General features: G+C 50.0%; 14 protein-coding genes and 2 pseudogenes. 7 read left to right on the forward strand and 9 right to left on the reverse strand.

Going from position 1 to position 14,841, the window contains the following annotated elements:
• Positions 1-52 precede the first annotated feature (52 nt).
• From ACM1PF_RS26490 to ACM1PF_RS26500, 3 genes are all read left to right on the forward strand, one after another.
• Positions 53-1,051 (forward strand): LysR family transcriptional regulator, encoded by a 999-nt coding sequence (locus ACM1PF_RS26490; protein ID WP_416668940.1) that lies wholly within the window; start codon positions 53-55, stop codon positions 1,049-1,051.
• A gap of 490 nt (positions 1,052-1,541) precedes the next feature.
• Complete coding sequence (locus ACM1PF_RS26495; protein WP_416668941.1) at positions 1,542-3,812, forward strand: FAD/NAD(P)-binding protein; 2,271 nt, start codon at positions 1,542-1,544, stop codon at positions 3,810-3,812.
• Between the two features lie 85 nt (positions 3,813-3,897).
• Positions 3,898-4,329, forward strand: a complete 432-nt coding sequence (locus tag ACM1PF_RS26500; protein WP_416668943.1) for an RrF2 family transcriptional regulator — start codon at positions 3,898-3,900, stop codon at positions 4,327-4,329.
• A gap of 90 nt (positions 4,330-4,419) precedes the next feature.
• On the opposite strand, the gene ACM1PF_RS26505 is transcribed toward ACM1PF_RS26500, so the two are convergent.
• From ACM1PF_RS26505 to ACM1PF_RS26520, 4 genes and pseudogenes are all read right to left on the reverse strand, one after another.
• A complete protein-coding gene (locus tag ACM1PF_RS26505; RefSeq protein ID WP_416668945.1) occupies positions 4,420-4,701 on the reverse strand; it encodes an NIL domain-containing protein in 282 nt (93 codons plus the stop codon).
• Positions 4,702-4,747: 46 nt separating this feature from the next.
• Entirely contained in the window at positions 4,748-5,623 is an 876-nt protein-coding gene (gene cysW / locus ACM1PF_RS26510; RefSeq protein ID WP_416668946.1) for a sulfate ABC transporter permease subunit CysW, read from the reverse strand.
• Positions 5,613-6,463 (reverse strand): annotated as a pseudogene (gene cysT, locus ACM1PF_RS26515) (sulfate ABC transporter permease subunit CysT). Before cysT ends, cysW begins: the two are co-directional and overlap by 11 nt.
• A gap of 113 nt (positions 6,464-6,576) precedes the next feature.
• On the reverse strand, positions 6,577-7,725 hold the full coding sequence (locus tag ACM1PF_RS26520; RefSeq protein WP_416668947.1) for a sulfate ABC transporter substrate-binding protein: 1,149 nt from the start codon (positions 7,723-7,725) through the stop codon (positions 6,577-6,579).
• A 266-nt stretch (positions 7,726-7,991) separates the two neighbouring features.
• On the opposite strand from ACM1PF_RS26520, the gene ACM1PF_RS26525 reads away from it, so the two are divergent.
• Positions 7,992-9,008, forward strand: coding sequence for a sulfate/molybdate ABC transporter ATP-binding protein (locus ACM1PF_RS26525; RefSeq protein WP_416668948.1), 1,017 nt, complete (start codon positions 7,992-7,994; stop codon positions 9,006-9,008).
• A 164-nt stretch (positions 9,009-9,172) separates the two neighbouring features.
• Here ACM1PF_RS26525 and ACM1PF_RS26530 read toward each other — a convergent pair.
• A pseudogene (locus ACM1PF_RS26530) lies at positions 9,173-9,606 on the reverse strand (YidH family protein).
• Between the two features lie 116 nt (positions 9,607-9,722).
• On the opposite strand from ACM1PF_RS26530, the gene ACM1PF_RS26535 reads away from it, so the two are divergent.
• Positions 9,723-10,274: a hypothetical protein gene (locus tag ACM1PF_RS26535; protein ID WP_416668950.1), complete on the forward strand. Its 552-nt coding sequence runs from the start codon at positions 9,723-9,725 to the stop codon at positions 10,272-10,274.
• Positions 10,271-11,068, forward strand: a complete 798-nt coding sequence (locus tag ACM1PF_RS26540) for a sulfite exporter TauE/SafE family protein (protein WP_416668952.1) — start codon at positions 10,271-10,273, stop codon at positions 11,066-11,068. The genes ACM1PF_RS26535 and ACM1PF_RS26540 overlap by 4 nt, the downstream gene beginning before the upstream one ends.
• Positions 11,069-11,070: 2 nt before the next feature.
• Here ACM1PF_RS26540 and ACM1PF_RS26545 read toward each other — a convergent pair whose 3' ends face one another.
• The 4 genes from ACM1PF_RS26545 to ACM1PF_RS26560 all read right to left on the reverse strand — a co-directional run bounded on the left by ACM1PF_RS26545 (position 11,071) and on the right by ACM1PF_RS26560 (position 13,713).
• The gene (locus tag ACM1PF_RS26545; RefSeq protein ID WP_416668954.1) at positions 11,071-11,487 is read right to left on the reverse strand and encodes a YidH family protein; all 417 of its coding nucleotides are present in this window, start codon (positions 11,485-11,487) and stop codon (positions 11,071-11,073) included.
• Between the two features lie 130 nt (positions 11,488-11,617).
• Positions 11,618-12,235 carry a hypothetical protein gene (locus ACM1PF_RS26550; protein WP_416668956.1) on the reverse strand — a complete coding sequence of 206 codons (618 nt, stop codon included), beginning with the start codon at positions 12,233-12,235 and terminating at the stop codon, positions 11,618-11,620.
• A 74-nt stretch (positions 12,236-12,309) separates the two neighbouring features.
• Positions 12,310-12,987 carry a cadmium resistance transporter gene (locus tag ACM1PF_RS26555; protein WP_416668957.1) on the reverse strand — a complete coding sequence of 226 codons (678 nt, stop codon included), beginning with the start codon at positions 12,985-12,987 and terminating at the stop codon, positions 12,310-12,312.
• Between the two features lie 15 nt (positions 12,988-13,002).
• Positions 13,003-13,713: a cadmium resistance transporter gene (locus ACM1PF_RS26560; protein ID WP_416668958.1), complete on the reverse strand. Its 711-nt coding sequence runs from the start codon at positions 13,711-13,713 to the stop codon at positions 13,003-13,005.
• Between the two features lie 258 nt (positions 13,714-13,971).
• Here ACM1PF_RS26560 and ACM1PF_RS26565 point away from each other — a divergent pair, with 258 nt between their 5' ends.
• Positions 13,972-14,808 carry a prohibitin family protein gene (locus tag ACM1PF_RS26565; RefSeq protein ID WP_416668960.1) on the forward strand — a complete coding sequence of 279 codons (837 nt, stop codon included), beginning with the start codon at positions 13,972-13,974 and terminating at the stop codon, positions 14,806-14,808.
• Positions 14,809-14,841 lie beyond the last annotated feature (33 nt).

Here is a 14,841-nt window from a genome sequence, read left to right on the forward strand (position 1 = left end):
TCAACCAGGATCGCTAGAACTGAAGCATAAGAGCCTCACTGAGCGCGAACCTATGACGCTTGACCAGCTACGAATTTTTCTCACCGTTGTACGGTATTTACACTTTACCAGGGCCGCAGAGGCTCTCCAGTTAACGCAACCGTCTATCAGTGCTGCGATTAACAACCTGGAAACCGAGTATGATATTAAGCTATTTCATCGCATTGGACGGCACATCGAACTGACCGATGCAGGGAGATTACTCCAAATCGAAGCCAAAAAGATTTTAGACCAGGTGGCGTTCATAGAACGTGGATTAGCAGGGTTAAATCATCTACAGCAAGGCGAATTGCAACTCGGAACCAGCCTACTGATTGGCAACTACTGGCTTCCTGTGAAAATTTGCCAATTTAAACGGCAATACCCCGGTGTGCTGGTTCAAACCCATCGGGGGGATGCGGAAGAAATTCGTCAGGGGGTGATCTCTGGACGATTTGATCTGGGCTTTGTGTCTGAGTTACTACCATCCACCGCTTCCGATCGCCTTCAGCAAAGGGTTCTAGCGTTCGATCGCCTTAATGTTGTCGTCGGGCAAGCCCATCCCTGGTTCACCCGTTCCACTGTCACCCTAGCAGATCTACGATTAACGGGATGGGTTAGACAGGAATCGACTTCAGACGTGCAGCAAAGAAGCGATCACCTGCTACAGGCATGGGGTATTCTGCCATCAGATCTGGAGATTCTCATGATAGTGAACAGTAGTGAGATGGTGAAAGCGATCGTTGAAGAAGGAATTGGAGCAGCGTTGCTTCCCGATGGATTTACAGAGCGAGAACGACAGCAGAATCGATTACGTTCAATTCCGGTCTTTCGGCAGAACGGATCAAAACAACTCCTGGACACGAAGCAGCCAATTATCAAGATCAACCACAGGAACCGATCCCAGTCTCCGAGTGTGATCGCGTTTGAACAACTCCTTGAGTCTGAATTCCCTGCTAAAGGAACAAATTCTCACCCGTCAATTGCATCTTCGGTAGGGCTATCAGTTACACGACATTCTGCAAGTTCTTAAGCAAATTAGACAGTGAATGCTGCAATTTTGAAGTATTGACCGACACTGTTTTCCAGGATTTCAATCATTTTTTTTTTGGATATCTTTGCAATCCATAAAATTTAACTTTGCTGTTTTGGTAGCCGTGAACTCCAATCCTTAAAAAGTTGCTTTAAGGTAGAAATCAAATGGGAGCAGGTCATCTTTGCAAATTGCCCTCATCCCCCAGCCCCTTCTCCCTCAGGGAGAAGAGGAGCCGGATTGGAAGTCCCTCCCAGAGGGAGAGGGATTTAGGGTGAGGGCGGCAAAAGTGAGATGCTCCCAATCAAATTGAGTAGTTGGAGCAACTTGTCAAAAAATTGCTCACTTAGGAATGCGAATTTAATAATCTGGAATTCTTGTGGGGTGGGCATCTTGCCCGCCCAGTCAATGAAGCAAAATCATTGCACAGGTTATTTAATTCACGCTCCTTAGAACGAACGCATTTTAGAAAAATCACAGCATGATACCAATGGAACGCAAGCATTCTACAGCAAGCACTCCAAAAACGATCGCCATCATCGGCGGTGGGTTTAGTGGCACGATGGTGGCAACTCATCTGCTGCGGTGGGCAACTTATCCCCTCAGCATTAAGCTGATTGAGCGTCGTCCTGAGGTGGGTCGAGGCATTGCCTATAGCACGCCTATAGACTCGCATTTGCTGAATGTTCCTGCGGCTAAAATGAGTGCCTTTCCCGATGAGCCAGATCATTTTTTACGATGGTTAGAACATCACGCGCAGTCCAGTGGAGATAAACAACATTCGGATACGGCAACTCGGTTTATGCCCCGTCGAATGTATGGAGATTACATTCACTCTGTTTTTCAAGATGCAGTGGTGAACGCAGCTCCAATGGTGCATCTGGAGCGGATCACGGCGGAAGCGAGCGCCCTCAAGCCGTCCACAGGTTCGCCTGGGGAAGGAGCAAGGATTTTCCTGGACACGGGTGACAGCCTGTATGCCGATCGGGTGGTGTTGGCACTGGGGAACTTTGCGTCCAGCGTACCTGCACCTCTGAAGAGCTTAACCGATCGCCCGCAGTCGAGTGCCTATGTCAGGGAAGCCTGGTCAGGGGAAGCAACCCGTCACCTCCCCATCAATGCGCCAGTGCTGCTGGTGGGGACGGGACTAACAATGGCGGATATGGTGGTAACGCTCCGTGAAAATGGGCATCAGGGGCAAATTTATGCTGTTTCCCGCCACGGTTTATTGCCTCAGTGCCACTTGTCGTCTCATCAAGCTCAAACTTATCCTGCTTTCCTGAAGACGAATACGGCTCCCCGATCGATTCGGGCATTGCTACGACAAGTGCGGCAGGAAGTCCAAACAGCGGCAGGACAGGGTCAGGATTGGCGATCGGTGGTTGATGCCCTGCGTCCCATCACTCAGCAACTCTGGCAGAATTTACCTCTGGTGGAACAGAAGCGATTTCTGCGCCATGTCAAATCCTACTGGGAGGTTCACCGTCACCGGATTGCCCAGGAGATTGCGGCAGTGCTGGATCAGGCAATGCAGTGTCGTCAACTCATCGACTATGCTGGACGGATTCAAACTTGCCAGGATTTAGGCGATCGAGTGGCAGTCACGATTCGTCATCGGGGTATGGATCAGCAGACCGTTTTACACGTTCAACTGATTATTAACTGTACGGGAGCAACAGGTCATTACAATCGATTAGAGCATCCCCTGGTTGCCAGTTTACAGAAACATCAATTGATTCAGCCAGGAATACTGATGGGAATTGATACCGCATCAACGGGAGCCGTTCTAGATGCAAAGGGGAATGAGTCAAATTGGCTCTATACGATCGGTACTGCCCGCAAAGGCACCCTCTGGGAAACCACGGCGGTTCCTGAACTGCGAATTCAGGCGCAGGAATTAAGCCAGACCCTACTACAGTCTGTTTCGATTCAGGAAGAGATTCCCCAACCTATATCGATTACATCTTCAGACAATTCATTTATCTTCCGGCAGCTATTCGATCGAGAATCCTGTACCTATACTTATCTGATTGCCGATGCTCGATCGCGGCGTGCCCTATTAGTTGACCCAGTGTTGGAACAAGTGGAGCGAGATTTGCAGGTATTGCGAGAACTCGATCTCAGCTTACACGCCTGCCTGGAAACCCATGTTCATGCCGATCATGTGACTGGAGCCGATAAACTTCGTACCTTTACGGGATGTCAGATAATTGTCCCAGCCCATTCGGGGGTAATCGGAGCCGATCGCATCATCCATGACCAGGCGGTTTTATCGCTGGGGGCAGTCCAAGTCCAAGCCTTCGCCACCCCAGGACACACCGGCAGCCACATGGCGTATTGGGTCAACCATTCCCATCTTCTGACGGGGGATGCCCTCCTGATTCGCGGCTGTGGACGGACAGACTTTCAGGGGGGAAATGCGGGAATGCTGTACGAAACGGTGACTCAATCGTTATTTTCTCTGCCGGATGAAACCCTGGTATATCCTGGACACGACTATCAGGGGCGAACGGTTTCAACCATTGGTGAAGAGAAACAGTGGAATCCTCGGTTTGCTGGACGGGATCGATCGCAATTTATCGAATTAATGTCTCAATTGAATTTACCCTATCCTCAAAAAATGAAACGGGCAGTTCCTGCCAATCAACACTGTGGAATCATTGAACACGAACAGGAAATAGAAGCTCAGAAACACCAATTGCGTGATATTCAAACGCTCGAAGCGGCGAATTCATTTATCTACAGTGGAATGTACATTTAATTTCCGTCATCCCACCAAAGATGCATATCTTTATCAACATGCCGGAGTATAATAGGACAAACCTTCACTCAGGCTTGCGATCGATATGGAATTGTCTGCAAGGGTCGAATACGCGCTGGCTGCCCTAATAGAACTTGCTAGCCAGTTTGAAGAGGCAGAACCCCTACAAATTAAGCAAATCGCTGCTCAACAAGGTATTCCCGATCGTTACTTGGAGCATATCTTCAACGCTCTGGGTCGAGCGGGTATCGTGCGCGGGCTGCGAGGTGTTCGGGGTGGTTATTTACTGGCTCGTCAACCGCAAAAAATCACGCTATTAGAAGTGTTTGAATGCTTTGAAAGTAGTCAAGCCGTCAAGTATGTGCAAGACTCACTTTCTGTGAATCGATCGCTGATCCGAGATACCTGGACAGAAGCGCATAACAAAACCAAAGATGTGTTGCACAACTGTACACTCGAAGATCTTTACCAAATGCGATCGAAGTACGAGCAGGTAGACACCATGTATTACATTTAGTAAGGATGTATTCATTTGGCGAGGGGCAATGTATCACATTTGTAGTAGGGGCGATTCGCGAATCGCCCCTACCCGTGTAAAATGTTTGTTCTACCAACCATCCTCCGGGTCATTCTCTCCATGCCAGGTTTTCAGGTTCAAATCATGCAAATATTCCAACGCATTATGTACCTGGTTGACCGTCCCGCGTAGCTCCAGATCAAACCAGCCGTCTTCCTTCGCATTGGCACTGAGCAACGCCGCCGTAATATTCACCGTCACGCCATAGCGAGTAATCACATCCGAAATAATCGGTTCCTGATGATAGGTTTTAGGAATTTGAATGCGAATCCGATGCTGAATATGTCGGTTGTCATTAGCAGAGGAAACCATGATTGCCTCCTGAGTCATTAAGATGACGATAAGATGACGATTGGATTTATTTGACCTTCAGTCGATGACCATAGAGATGTTCAAGCACCTGTTTGATGATCAGGGTTAATGCCGCCAGACCAGCCAATACCACAGCCGTAGCAAAGGCTCCTTGGGAATCGTAATTACGATAGGAGCTGTCTACAAACAGGGTAAGGGTTTGGGTGCGTCCGATCAAATTGCTAGAAACAATGGCGATAGAACCGAATTCGCCCATCGCCCGAGCGGTGGTTAAAATAATCCCATAGATCAGCGCCCAGCGAATGGAGGGCAAAGTGACCCGCCAAAAGGTCTGCCAACTGCTCGCCCCTAGAGTCTTAGCCGCTTCCTCTTCTTCTTCACCAATTTCTTCCAGCACCGGAATCACTTCGCGGGCGACGAAGGGCATACCGCCCAAAATAGTTGCCAGGGCAATACCAGGAAAGGAGAAAATAATCCTCAGATCAATGGCTTGCAGGACTGGGTTAAGCAACCCCTGGCGACCGTAGAGCGACACCAGCATTAGACCTGCGACCACTGGCGAGATAGAAAACGGCAGGTCGATCACGCTGAGCAAAAATGTTCGCCCTCGGAAGCTTTTTCGCGCAATCACCAAAGCAGCACAAAGACCAAACACAACATTCAACGGCACGGCGACCGCTACTGCCATCAGCGTCAGCCTTAGTGCGTTCAGAAACTCACGACTGGACAGAGTCCGCAAAAAACCAGCGAGTCCATTGCTGAATGCACCTACAAACACATAAATAACGGGCACAACCAAAATCACGGCAAAAAAGGCAAACACCAGCAGAATCAGTCCAATTTTGCCCCATTCTCGCTGACTCTGGGAGTGTATTTCAGGTTCTATGACAGGAGACTGGGCATCATTTAGGTTAAGCGTCATAGCGGCGACCCCAAGCTTGTAGCAGATTAATAACCGATAGCAATATCAGGGAAATCAGCAGCAATACCAAACCGATCACCGTTGCCCCAGGAATATCAGCCTGCTCCAGGCGCTGAAATACCAATACCGGGGCAATCAAATCTTGAAAGGGTCGGTTGGCGGCGATCAGGACGACCGAACCGAATTCTCCCACGGCACGAGCAAACGCCTGAGCGGTGCCAGTTAGAATCGCGGGAATAATTGGCGGCAGAAGCACCCTCCAAAACGTTGTAAACCGGGATGCACCCAAGGACCAAGCGGCTTCTTCGATCGCCGGCTCAATCTCTTGCAGCACCGGCTGAACAGTGCGAACCACAAAGGGCAATGAGACAAAAATCATCGCGATCGCCACCCCAATGCGACTGAACGAGATCTGAATGCCGAAGGGGGTAAAAAATTGTCCCAGCCAGCCGCTCTGGTTATACACTGTAGCCAAGGTAACACCTGCTACCGCTGTCGGCAGGGCAAAGGGCAAATCGATAATACCGTCTAAAAATCGCTTGCCCGGAAACTCGTACCGCACCAGCACCCAGGCCGTCAGAGTGCCTGCCAACATATTGACAATCGCCGCCGCAATTGCAGTGGTAAAGGTGACGTTATAGGCTGACAGCGCAATGGGGGTCGTAGCCGGGCCCAAAACTGTGCTGGGTTCAGTACGATCGCCCGCAGCAGCAGTGCGACCAACGGTAGCAGCAAGATCACGAACATATGGGTAAAGACCACAATCCAGGGGATAGGGATCTTTTTCAGCACACTTTTGGGTCGGTTAGAACGATGGATTTCTGTAGTGGCAAGGGTCATGGGTTACTTTAAGCAGGAGACGAATGGTCAAAGAGGCAAGACACCGGGTTGCCGTCAGGCGTTTCTGTCATGCGGAAACCTTATGCGGAAAACTCCGGTGTCTGAGCTAGAAGCTAGCGACGGGCAATCTCAGTCTGAATGTCGTCGAAGATTGCACCATCGGCAAAAAAGTTTTGGTTGATCTCCGCCCAGCCGCCAAAGTCTTCGGCGGTGAACAGGTTAGGCACCTCAGGAAACTTATCGGCAAACTCCTGCTGCACCTCAGGAAGCACCGGGCGAAAACCTACCTTGGCAAACTCCCGCTGGGCTTCGGGGGTGAACAAAAAGGCCACGAACGCCTCGGCCGCCTCACGGGTGCCCCGCTGATCTACATAGCTATCGACCACCGCGATCGGGTTGGCGATAAAGATGTTGTTATCAGGAATCACGTAGGGTAGTTCGTTCCCCTGCAATTCTGCCAGCAGCACCTCGTTCTCGTAGTTGATCAACGCATCACCCTGGTTTTGGGTGAAAAATGCGTCCGTGGCCTCCCGAGCATCTCGGGGCAACACGGGCACATTGGCGTAGGCATCAGTGACAAAGGCTTTGGCCTGCTCTTCAGTACCGCCAGTTTCAGAAATGTGTCCCCAAAGAGCCAGGAAGTTCCAGCGGGCACCGCCAGAAGTCTTGGGGTTAGCAGTCACGAAAGTAACATCGTCGCGGGTCAGGTCATCCCAGTCTTGAATGTTTTTGGGGTTGCCCTCGCGGGTGACAATTACGCCTACGGATGAGGTGACAATGCCGTCGCCATTGGGGGTTTCTTGCTCCCAGCCGGGTTCAATCAGTCCCGCTTCTTGAATTTGTAGTGTGTCCGCAGGTAGGGCCAGGGCCACGATGTCCGCTTCCAATCCATCAATCACTGCCCGAGTCTGGCTACCAGAACCGCCATAGCTCTGGTCAAAGCGGACGGTCTGACCCGTCTCTTCTCTCCACTGCTCCACAAACAGTGGAATGATGTTGGAGTAGGCGGCTTCAGTTACCGCAAAGCTGACCAGGGTGAGGTCGATGGTATCGGGTCGGGTGGCTTGCTCGCCTTCACCAGGGGCAGTACCCGTGGTTGTGCCGCCACCGCAGGCAGCGATCGATACCGACATCCCCAAACCCGCCGCAAACAACAGCACCGATCGACGAGAAACAGCCCCCCGCAAGCCGCGGTTCAACTGAGAAACCAGACTGGGCTGACCTTGGAACCCCTGATTTTGGGGTTTACGAGGTGAAGTCATAGTAACGAACGCTCCTTAATCTGTGAGATCTCGATAGGGTTTTTGATGATTGCTGCCCAACAATCCAGACCGACTCATAGCCGATTTTTCCTTAAGAAACAACATGAATTGAGGCGATATACTCTCTACATGCGGTATATCAATCAACATACCGGAGTATTGAAGTTTTACTTTACTGCAAAATGTGATAAAACTCCAGTATCTCGATAAATTCATCGTATTTTGTTGGCAGAATTACATCTTATAAAGGCTAGAAGGCTGAACCTATGGGAATCTCGGTAGAAAACGTATCCAAGATTTTTGGTGATTTCAAGGCAGTTGATCAGGTTGATCTGGAGATTAAGACGGGTTCACTGGTAGCTCTGTTGGGACCCTCTGGCTCTGGAAAGTCCACTTTGTTACGGTTGATTTCCGGGCTGGAAAAGCCAGACAGCGGCAGAATTTTTATTAACGGACGCGATGCCACCTATGAAGATGTCCAGAGGCGCGGCATTGGTTTTGTGTTTCAGCACTATGCTCTGTTCAAGCATCTCACCGTGCGGCAAAACATCGCCTTTGGACTGGAGATTGCTAAACAGCCGAAAGCGCGCATCAAAAATCGGGTGAATGAACTGCTGGATTTAATTCAACTCGAAAGCCTGGGAGAACGGTATCCCTCGCAGCTTTCAGGGGGACAACGGCAGCGGGTTTCTCTGGCGCGGGCACTGGCACTGGAACCCCAGGTCTTGTTATTAGACGAACCTTTCGGCGCGCTGGATGCGAAAGTCCGGAAAGATCTGCGGGTATGGCTACGGAGCCTGCATGACACCGTGCATGTCACCACGGTCTTTGTCACCCATGACCAGGAAGAGGCGATGGAAGTCTCGGATGAGATTGTGGTGATGAATCATGGCAAGGTCGAGCAGGTTGGTAGCCCCGAAGATTTGTATGACAATCCGGCTTCCCCCTTCGTGATGAGCTTTATTGGCCCGGTGAATGTGTTGCCCAGTACCTCGCCCATCTTTACCGAAAACGGGCAAAACCATGAGTCTCCTGAGGTGTTCTTACGTCCCTATGATGTGCAGGTTGAACTGACTCCGGATGCAGCGACGGTTCCGGCATTGGTGAAGCGGGTGATTCATTTGGGCTGGGAGGTGCAGGCAGAACTCAGTCTGGAAGATGGGCACAGCTTTACGGTGTATTTCACGCGAGAACAGTATGCTGACCTGAATCATTTGAAAGCGGGGCAGCAGGTCTATGTGAAGCCGAAGGATGCCAAGGCGTTTGCGATACAGAGCGTTTAGGAGCGTATCATCTGTGCAGTGATTCTGCTTTGTTGAATGGGCGGGCAAGATGCCCACCCCACAAGAGCTTTAGTTCCTGGGCGGGCAAGATGCCCACCCCACAAGAGCTTTAGTTCCTGGGCGGGCAAGATGCCCACCCCACAAGAGTTTCAGGTGATTTAGGTTTACAGAACGGGATCGGCGATCGGTATTGGGGCGTAGGTGAAGACATAGTAGATAATTCCTGCCCCCATCAGCGTAGCGGCGATGCTGAATAAAATTACCCAACGTCCGGACGGCTCGTAGGTATCATCCGCGATATCGTGACGCACGGCAAAATAGTGCTGCGTAGACAGAAACACCGTGACCAAGCCGACGATCGCAAAAATCAGTCCCAACTGCCAGGTCGTTCCGGGGCTGGAGCCAGGGGCGGTTGGAAGGCACGAATCCGCACAATCACCACCCCAAAACCAATCAGCGAGATTGCTGTTCGCATCCAGGCGAGGTAAGTCCGTTCGTTGGCTAAATATTCCCGCACCCGTGATTCGGCTTGCTGAGTGGCCTGAGGCAACTCGGCATTTTCGCTTGTTTGCTGAGTTTGAGACTCGTCCACCGCCATTTGCTTTCCCTTCAATCGATATAGATTCATCAATTTAAAAATACGGTAAATCCATCAAGTTTAAGATGTTATCGAATGCTAAACTACGATAAGTCAGTCGGGATACCGAGCTTATCATGAAGTTATCAGATGTAGTGGTACAGGAAAGTCCGATCGAGTCAGAACCAGTCCAAACAAAGGCAGTTTCAGCTAAAGAGCCGCCCTCCGATCGCCGCTCTCGTTTGCTACACCTTCTCCAGGGGCTAACCTGGAAACGGTTGCGGGGTGGTGCTTTGTTTGTCCTGGGATACTTGCTATCGCCCCTCTGCTGGTGGAATGACCTGGTGTTCAACTTGCCGATCGCCTACGGATTCGGCTATCTCTGTAGTCTTTTCTCTGCCGACTGGCTCCTGCCTGGACTGATTAGCGGCTACTGGATTTCTAATGTCATCGGTATCCTGATGATGCAGTTTGGGGCGATCGATGCCTTGCAGAACCAGCCAAAACAGCGCAACCTCAAAAAAGAACTGTTATCCGGTGTCGTTTCGTCCACGATCTACACCGTTGTAATTCTGGCGTTAGTCCAGCTCCACATCATTGATGTTCCGGCATTGATTTCAGAAGAAGGAACGCTGAATTTTGGGGCGTTGCTTCCCCTCGTCATTCCAGGATTTGGGGTCGGCGCATGAATGAGATGCTGTTGATTGCCCTCAGCTTCATGGTGGGGATTGTAGTGGGACTCACGGGCATTGGCGGAGCCTCACTGATTACACCGATGCTGATTCTGGTGTTTCAGGTTCCTGCTTCCGTTGCCGTCAGTTCTGATGTGGTCGCAGCCACCCTGATGAAAGTGATTGGCGGCATCCGACACTGGCGACAGCAAACGCTGGATTTTGCCGCTGTTCGGTGGTTAGCCTGCGGCAGCGTTCCGGGTTCCCTGATTGGAGTGGCGATTCTGAATCAGCTTCACCAAACCGAAACCCTCAATCTGGATGCCATGCTGCTGCACTTGATCGGCATGGCGATTTTGCTGATCACCCTGATTGCTCTGGTTCAGATGGTCATCCTGATCATCCACCCCAACTTCCAATTTCCCACCTTGCCCACTTTGGATTTAGATACCCCAAAAGGGCGCATTGGGGCGATCGGGTTAGGGGCAGTTTTGGGGTGTTTGGTGGGAATGACCAGCGTTTCATCGGGTTCGCTCTTTGCACTGGTGCTGATCGCTTTCTTTCGGCTAGATGCCCAGAAGCTAGTCGGCACCGACTTAACCCAGGCGGCAATTCTACTCTTCTTCACCGCACTCGGACATCTCAGCTTAGGTACGGTTGATTGGCATTTGGTGATTCCGATTTGGCTGGGTTCAGTTCCCGGTGTCTGGCTTGGCGCATCCCTCTGTCAAGCTGCTCCCCAAAAGCTTCTCCGCTTCGGTATCTATGCGATCTTGGTGATGGTTAGTTGGAAACTGGTTCACTCGGTTTGACCCTACTCAAACACCACCTCCGTATAGTTCAAAGGAACCGTAAAGAAGAAATAGATCACCCCTGCACCTAAGACTGTAACCGCCAGACTGAATGCAATCACCCAGCGATCGGCAGGTTCATAAGCATCTAAATCGATATCATAGCGAGACGTAAAGTAATGCCAGGTGGATAAAATCACGGTGGCTAAACCCACCAGTGAAAAGATCAGTCCTAACTTCCAGCCACTTCCTGGAGTGGTGGCTAAAGGGGTCTGGAGGGCCCGCAGTCGAACAATGACGACACCAAATCCCATTAGGGCGATCGCCGTTCGCATCCAGGCAAGGTAAGTCCGTTCGTTGGCCAGGTGATCGCGGATGCGGGAGGAATTGCGCTTGGCTTTGGCGAGTTGCTCTGGGGTGAGGGGCTTAAATAACTGCATAGACCCTGGTTGGAAGATTTAGTCTTTTATTGTAAAACGAATGGGCGGGCAGGATGCCCACCCCACAAGAGAATTACCTGCTTGTGTCTAGTTGTATCTGGCTCGATCGCCTGATGATTCCCTTCGCCGTCTAGTCGTTGGGTGCGTTGGGGAATTGGGCGGCAACATCTGATTGGGTGAAGTTTGGAATCAACCAGTTGCCTTCTTCAGCAATTACAGTGCCCGCTAAAGGCGCATTGAAGCTAACCCCACCTGCGAACGGATTGTTGCTTACTACCAAACGGGTTCCGTCGGTGATTTTGACGGCTCCGGCTCCACCCAGGTCTAACCCTGCAATTTGAGCATCGCTGGGAACAAAGACTCCATCGCAATCCCAGTCCTCATCGGTTTCCTGCCCTGGAGCGAGAAAGTACAACGAGCTAGCATAGGGCATCGTGTACGGCTTCTGAGGCTTATGGAGATACACACCGATCGTCTGTCCGGTTTCATTACGGCAGACTCCCCAATCTTCGGTAGTTTCCATTGCGTACTTTTGAAACTGCAAAGTGTTGATTTCTTGCTGCAATTCTTCAGCAGAATACCCTGCGGCTTCTGGATTGAGTCTGGCTTGCAAGAGGTTATTCAACGTCTGGGTAATTTGAGCATACTCTGGACTTTTCTCAGCGATCGGATCAGCCCCTGCGGGAGAGGCGATCGCAAAACTGAAGCAGAGCATGACGACCATTAGGATAGCTTTCAAGCGTTTCATCGTTGTTTCTCCTGAATGAAAGAATTAAGTGATTTTTATGAGCTTGTGTTGTGTGCCGAGACACGCGCAATGGGTTAGACCTGGAATGCTGGCAGTAGCCGATAAGTGCCATTCTCAATCAAAATGTATAGTCCCAGACCAATCAAAACAAAGGGAACCAAGCGATTGCCGTAGCGCGTTACCACAGGAGCTAGAATGGGATGGCGCGTAATGTAGTAGGCAATAAAACACCAGACCAGACTGAGAACCAAAAATAGACTAATAATGATTAACAAACTGGGTAAGTCGCTACTCGCAAACAGAGGCACATAAACGCCAATATTGTCTCCACCATTGGCAAAGGTAATCACCGCAACATGGTAGGTCTGGGGAACTAGAACACTTGCCAAAACCGATCGTCTTGTTCCACGAGAGTGAACTGCATCTAATTCATGTTCTAGCTCATGGGAAACGGTTTGAACCGCATCAGAATCATCAGCAGACTGGAACAATTGGCGAATGCCGATCGCAATGGGTAGAATTCCCAGTAGACCGATCCCTTCTTCCGGTAAAAACAATCCTCCAAAGAAACCGGGCAGACTGGCGAGAATCAGCGCGATAAAAGCGATCGTATGCCCTACCAGAATATGTCTAACGCGAAAAGACTTATTAATCTGCGAGAAAAATACAATCAAGATCACCAGGTCATCAATGTTGGTTGCCACAAAAGATGTAAAACCTGCAATTACCGCAGCGACAACCCAATTTATCACCGATGCCTATCTCCTTTACTGCTTTTCCACTTCGGGAGTTCGGGCAAACTGCCGCGTAAAGCTAATCACACAACCTACACACACCAGCAGAGACAGCATCAATAAGCCGCGATCGTCGAGCGTATGGCTGTCATTGAGGACAATCACCCCAATCCCAATCAAGATGAACGGCACGGCATAGTTGCCATAGCGCGTCAGGGTATTTGCCACCATTGGCAGACAGGTGAGCCGATAGGCAGCATAGCACCAAACGCCCACCAGCGAGAAAAACACGCCGAGGGTGATCAGCAGACTTTCCCAGGTGCAGCCTGCAAACAGCGGTACATAGATCCCAATGTTATCACTCCCATTCGCCACCGTAACAGCCGCAACGCCAAGGGTTTGGGGAGATAGAACATTTGTCCAGGGTGAGGACTGATTGGGGTCAAACTCTACTGCATCTGATTCTTCCTCACTGCGATCGAGCAAGCGGCTAATCCCAATGGCGATCGGGACAATACCCAGCATCCCAATCCAGGGGCGCGGCAAGACTAAACTGCCAAAAAATCCGGGTAGACTCAGGGCGATCAGAGCCAGAAAACCAAGATACTGCCCAGAAATAATATGCCGATGCCGGAACAATGGGCTGGTCTGAGAGAAAAACAGCATCAGGATAACGATATCATCCAGGTTGGTTGCTGTAAATGCACTGATTCCGGTTGGGATGGCAAAAATCAAATCGCCCATAGAGAGAAACCTTATCCTTAATCATCAAGGTGAACCTTTGACTGCGCGAATCCAAATCGACTATCAACATTCACAAGTAAAATCACAACTCTCACTGTAGTGATTCCAACCTATAGAATCAAATATTGTTTTTTGTTGAAACGATAAACAAAAATGATTGAGGTTTTCTAATTACTGCAATTCATCCGCCTTCAGGACATTGTGTGACTCACCATTATGAGTGAATATAGACTTGCACGCTTATGAACCGATCGACCCTTGGCGACTCAAACCAAACCGAGCAAAACCAGTCGAGATGCCTGGATCGCTAGTCGAGCGATTTTACTGTTACTGGTTCTCGCACTCCTTTCTACTTTCTTTGTGATTGTCAATGCCGGAGAACGAGGCGTTTTAATGCGCTTTGGGGAAGTGCAGGAAGAGATCTTTGATGAAGGAATTCATGTGATCATTCCACTGGTCAATTCCGTCAAGAAACTCAGCGTTCAAATACAAAAACAGGATCTTTCAACAGAGGCATCCTCCAAAGATCTGCAAGATGTTTTTACCGATATTGCCCTAAACTGGCACATTCTTCCGGAGCGAGTCAATCAGCTTTATCAACAAGTGGGAGATGAAACGGCAATCATCGATCGCATTATTGCTCCAGCCATTGAAGAAGTCCTGAAAGCCGTGATTGCCCAATATACCGCCGAGGAAGTGATTACCAAACGCAGCGAAGTCAAAGCCGAAATCGATCGCTTATTGGGCGATCGGTTAGCCAACTATGCCATTGCGGTGGATGATATTTCCCTGACTGAAATTCACTTTTCTCAGCAGTTCAGTGAGGCAGTGGAAGCCAAACAAATTGCCGAACAAGAAGCAAAGCGCGCCGGGTTTTTAGCGATTCGGGCAGCCAAGGAAGCTCAGGCAAAAGTGAATTTGGCAGAAGGCGAGGCAGAGGCACAGCGGCTAATTGGGGAAACGCTAACGCCGGATTTGATCAAAAAACAAATGGTAGATAAATGGGATGGCAAACTGCCCCTCATTACTGGCGATTCTAATATGAAATTATTGGAATTAGAACTGGATGAAATGGTGGAGCAGAAGCAGAAGTAGGATAGTCAATATTCACGAATTAATATTAAGCGA

It is taken from the genome of Egbenema bharatensis FJBBOT/2019 (assembly GCF_048077055.1).
Lineage (GTDB): Bacteria > Cyanobacteriota > Cyanobacteriia > Elainellales > Elainellaceae > Egbenema > Egbenema bharatensis.

What these genes read in the sequence shown, in the direction of transcription:
- ACM1PF_RS26490 (WP_416668940.1), top strand. Translation starts at nt 53, where the DNA reads ATGACGCTTGACCAGCTACGAATTTTTCTCACCGTTGTACGGTATTTA.
- ACM1PF_RS26495 (WP_416668941.1), top strand. Translation starts at nt 1,542, where the DNA reads ATGGAACGCAAGCATTCTACAGCAAGCACTCCAAAAACGATCGCCATC.
- ACM1PF_RS26500 (WP_416668943.1), top strand. Translation starts at nt 3,898, where the DNA reads ATGGAATTGTCTGCAAGGGTCGAATACGCGCTGGCTGCCCTAATAGAA.
- ACM1PF_RS26505 (WP_416668945.1), bottom strand. Translation starts at nt 4,701, where the DNA reads ATGGTTTCCTCTGCTAATGACAACCGACATATTCAGCATCGGATTCGC.
- cysW (WP_416668946.1), bottom strand. Translation starts at nt 5,623, where the DNA reads ATGACGCTTAACCTAAATGATGCCCAGTCTCCTGTCATAGAACCTGAA.
- ACM1PF_RS26520 (WP_416668947.1), bottom strand. Translation starts at nt 7,725, where the DNA reads ATGACTTCACCTCGTAAACCCCAAAATCAGGGGTTCCAAGGTCAGCCC.
- ACM1PF_RS26525 (WP_416668948.1), top strand. Translation starts at nt 7,992, where the DNA reads ATGGGAATCTCGGTAGAAAACGTATCCAAGATTTTTGGTGATTTCAAG.
- ACM1PF_RS26535 (WP_416668950.1), top strand. Translation starts at nt 9,723, where the DNA reads ATGAAGTTATCAGATGTAGTGGTACAGGAAAGTCCGATCGAGTCAGAA.
- ACM1PF_RS26540 (WP_416668952.1), top strand. Translation starts at nt 10,271, where the DNA reads ATGAATGAGATGCTGTTGATTGCCCTCAGCTTCATGGTGGGGATTGTA.
- ACM1PF_RS26545 (WP_416668954.1), bottom strand. Translation starts at nt 11,487, where the DNA reads ATGCAGTTATTTAAGCCCCTCACCCCAGAGCAACTCGCCAAAGCCAAG.
- ACM1PF_RS26550 (WP_416668956.1), bottom strand. Translation starts at nt 12,235, where the DNA reads ATGAAACGCTTGAAAGCTATCCTAATGGTCGTCATGCTCTGCTTCAGT.
- ACM1PF_RS26560 (WP_416668958.1), bottom strand. Translation starts at nt 13,713, where the DNA reads ATGGGCGATTTGATTTTTGCCATCCCAACCGGAATCAGTGCATTTACA.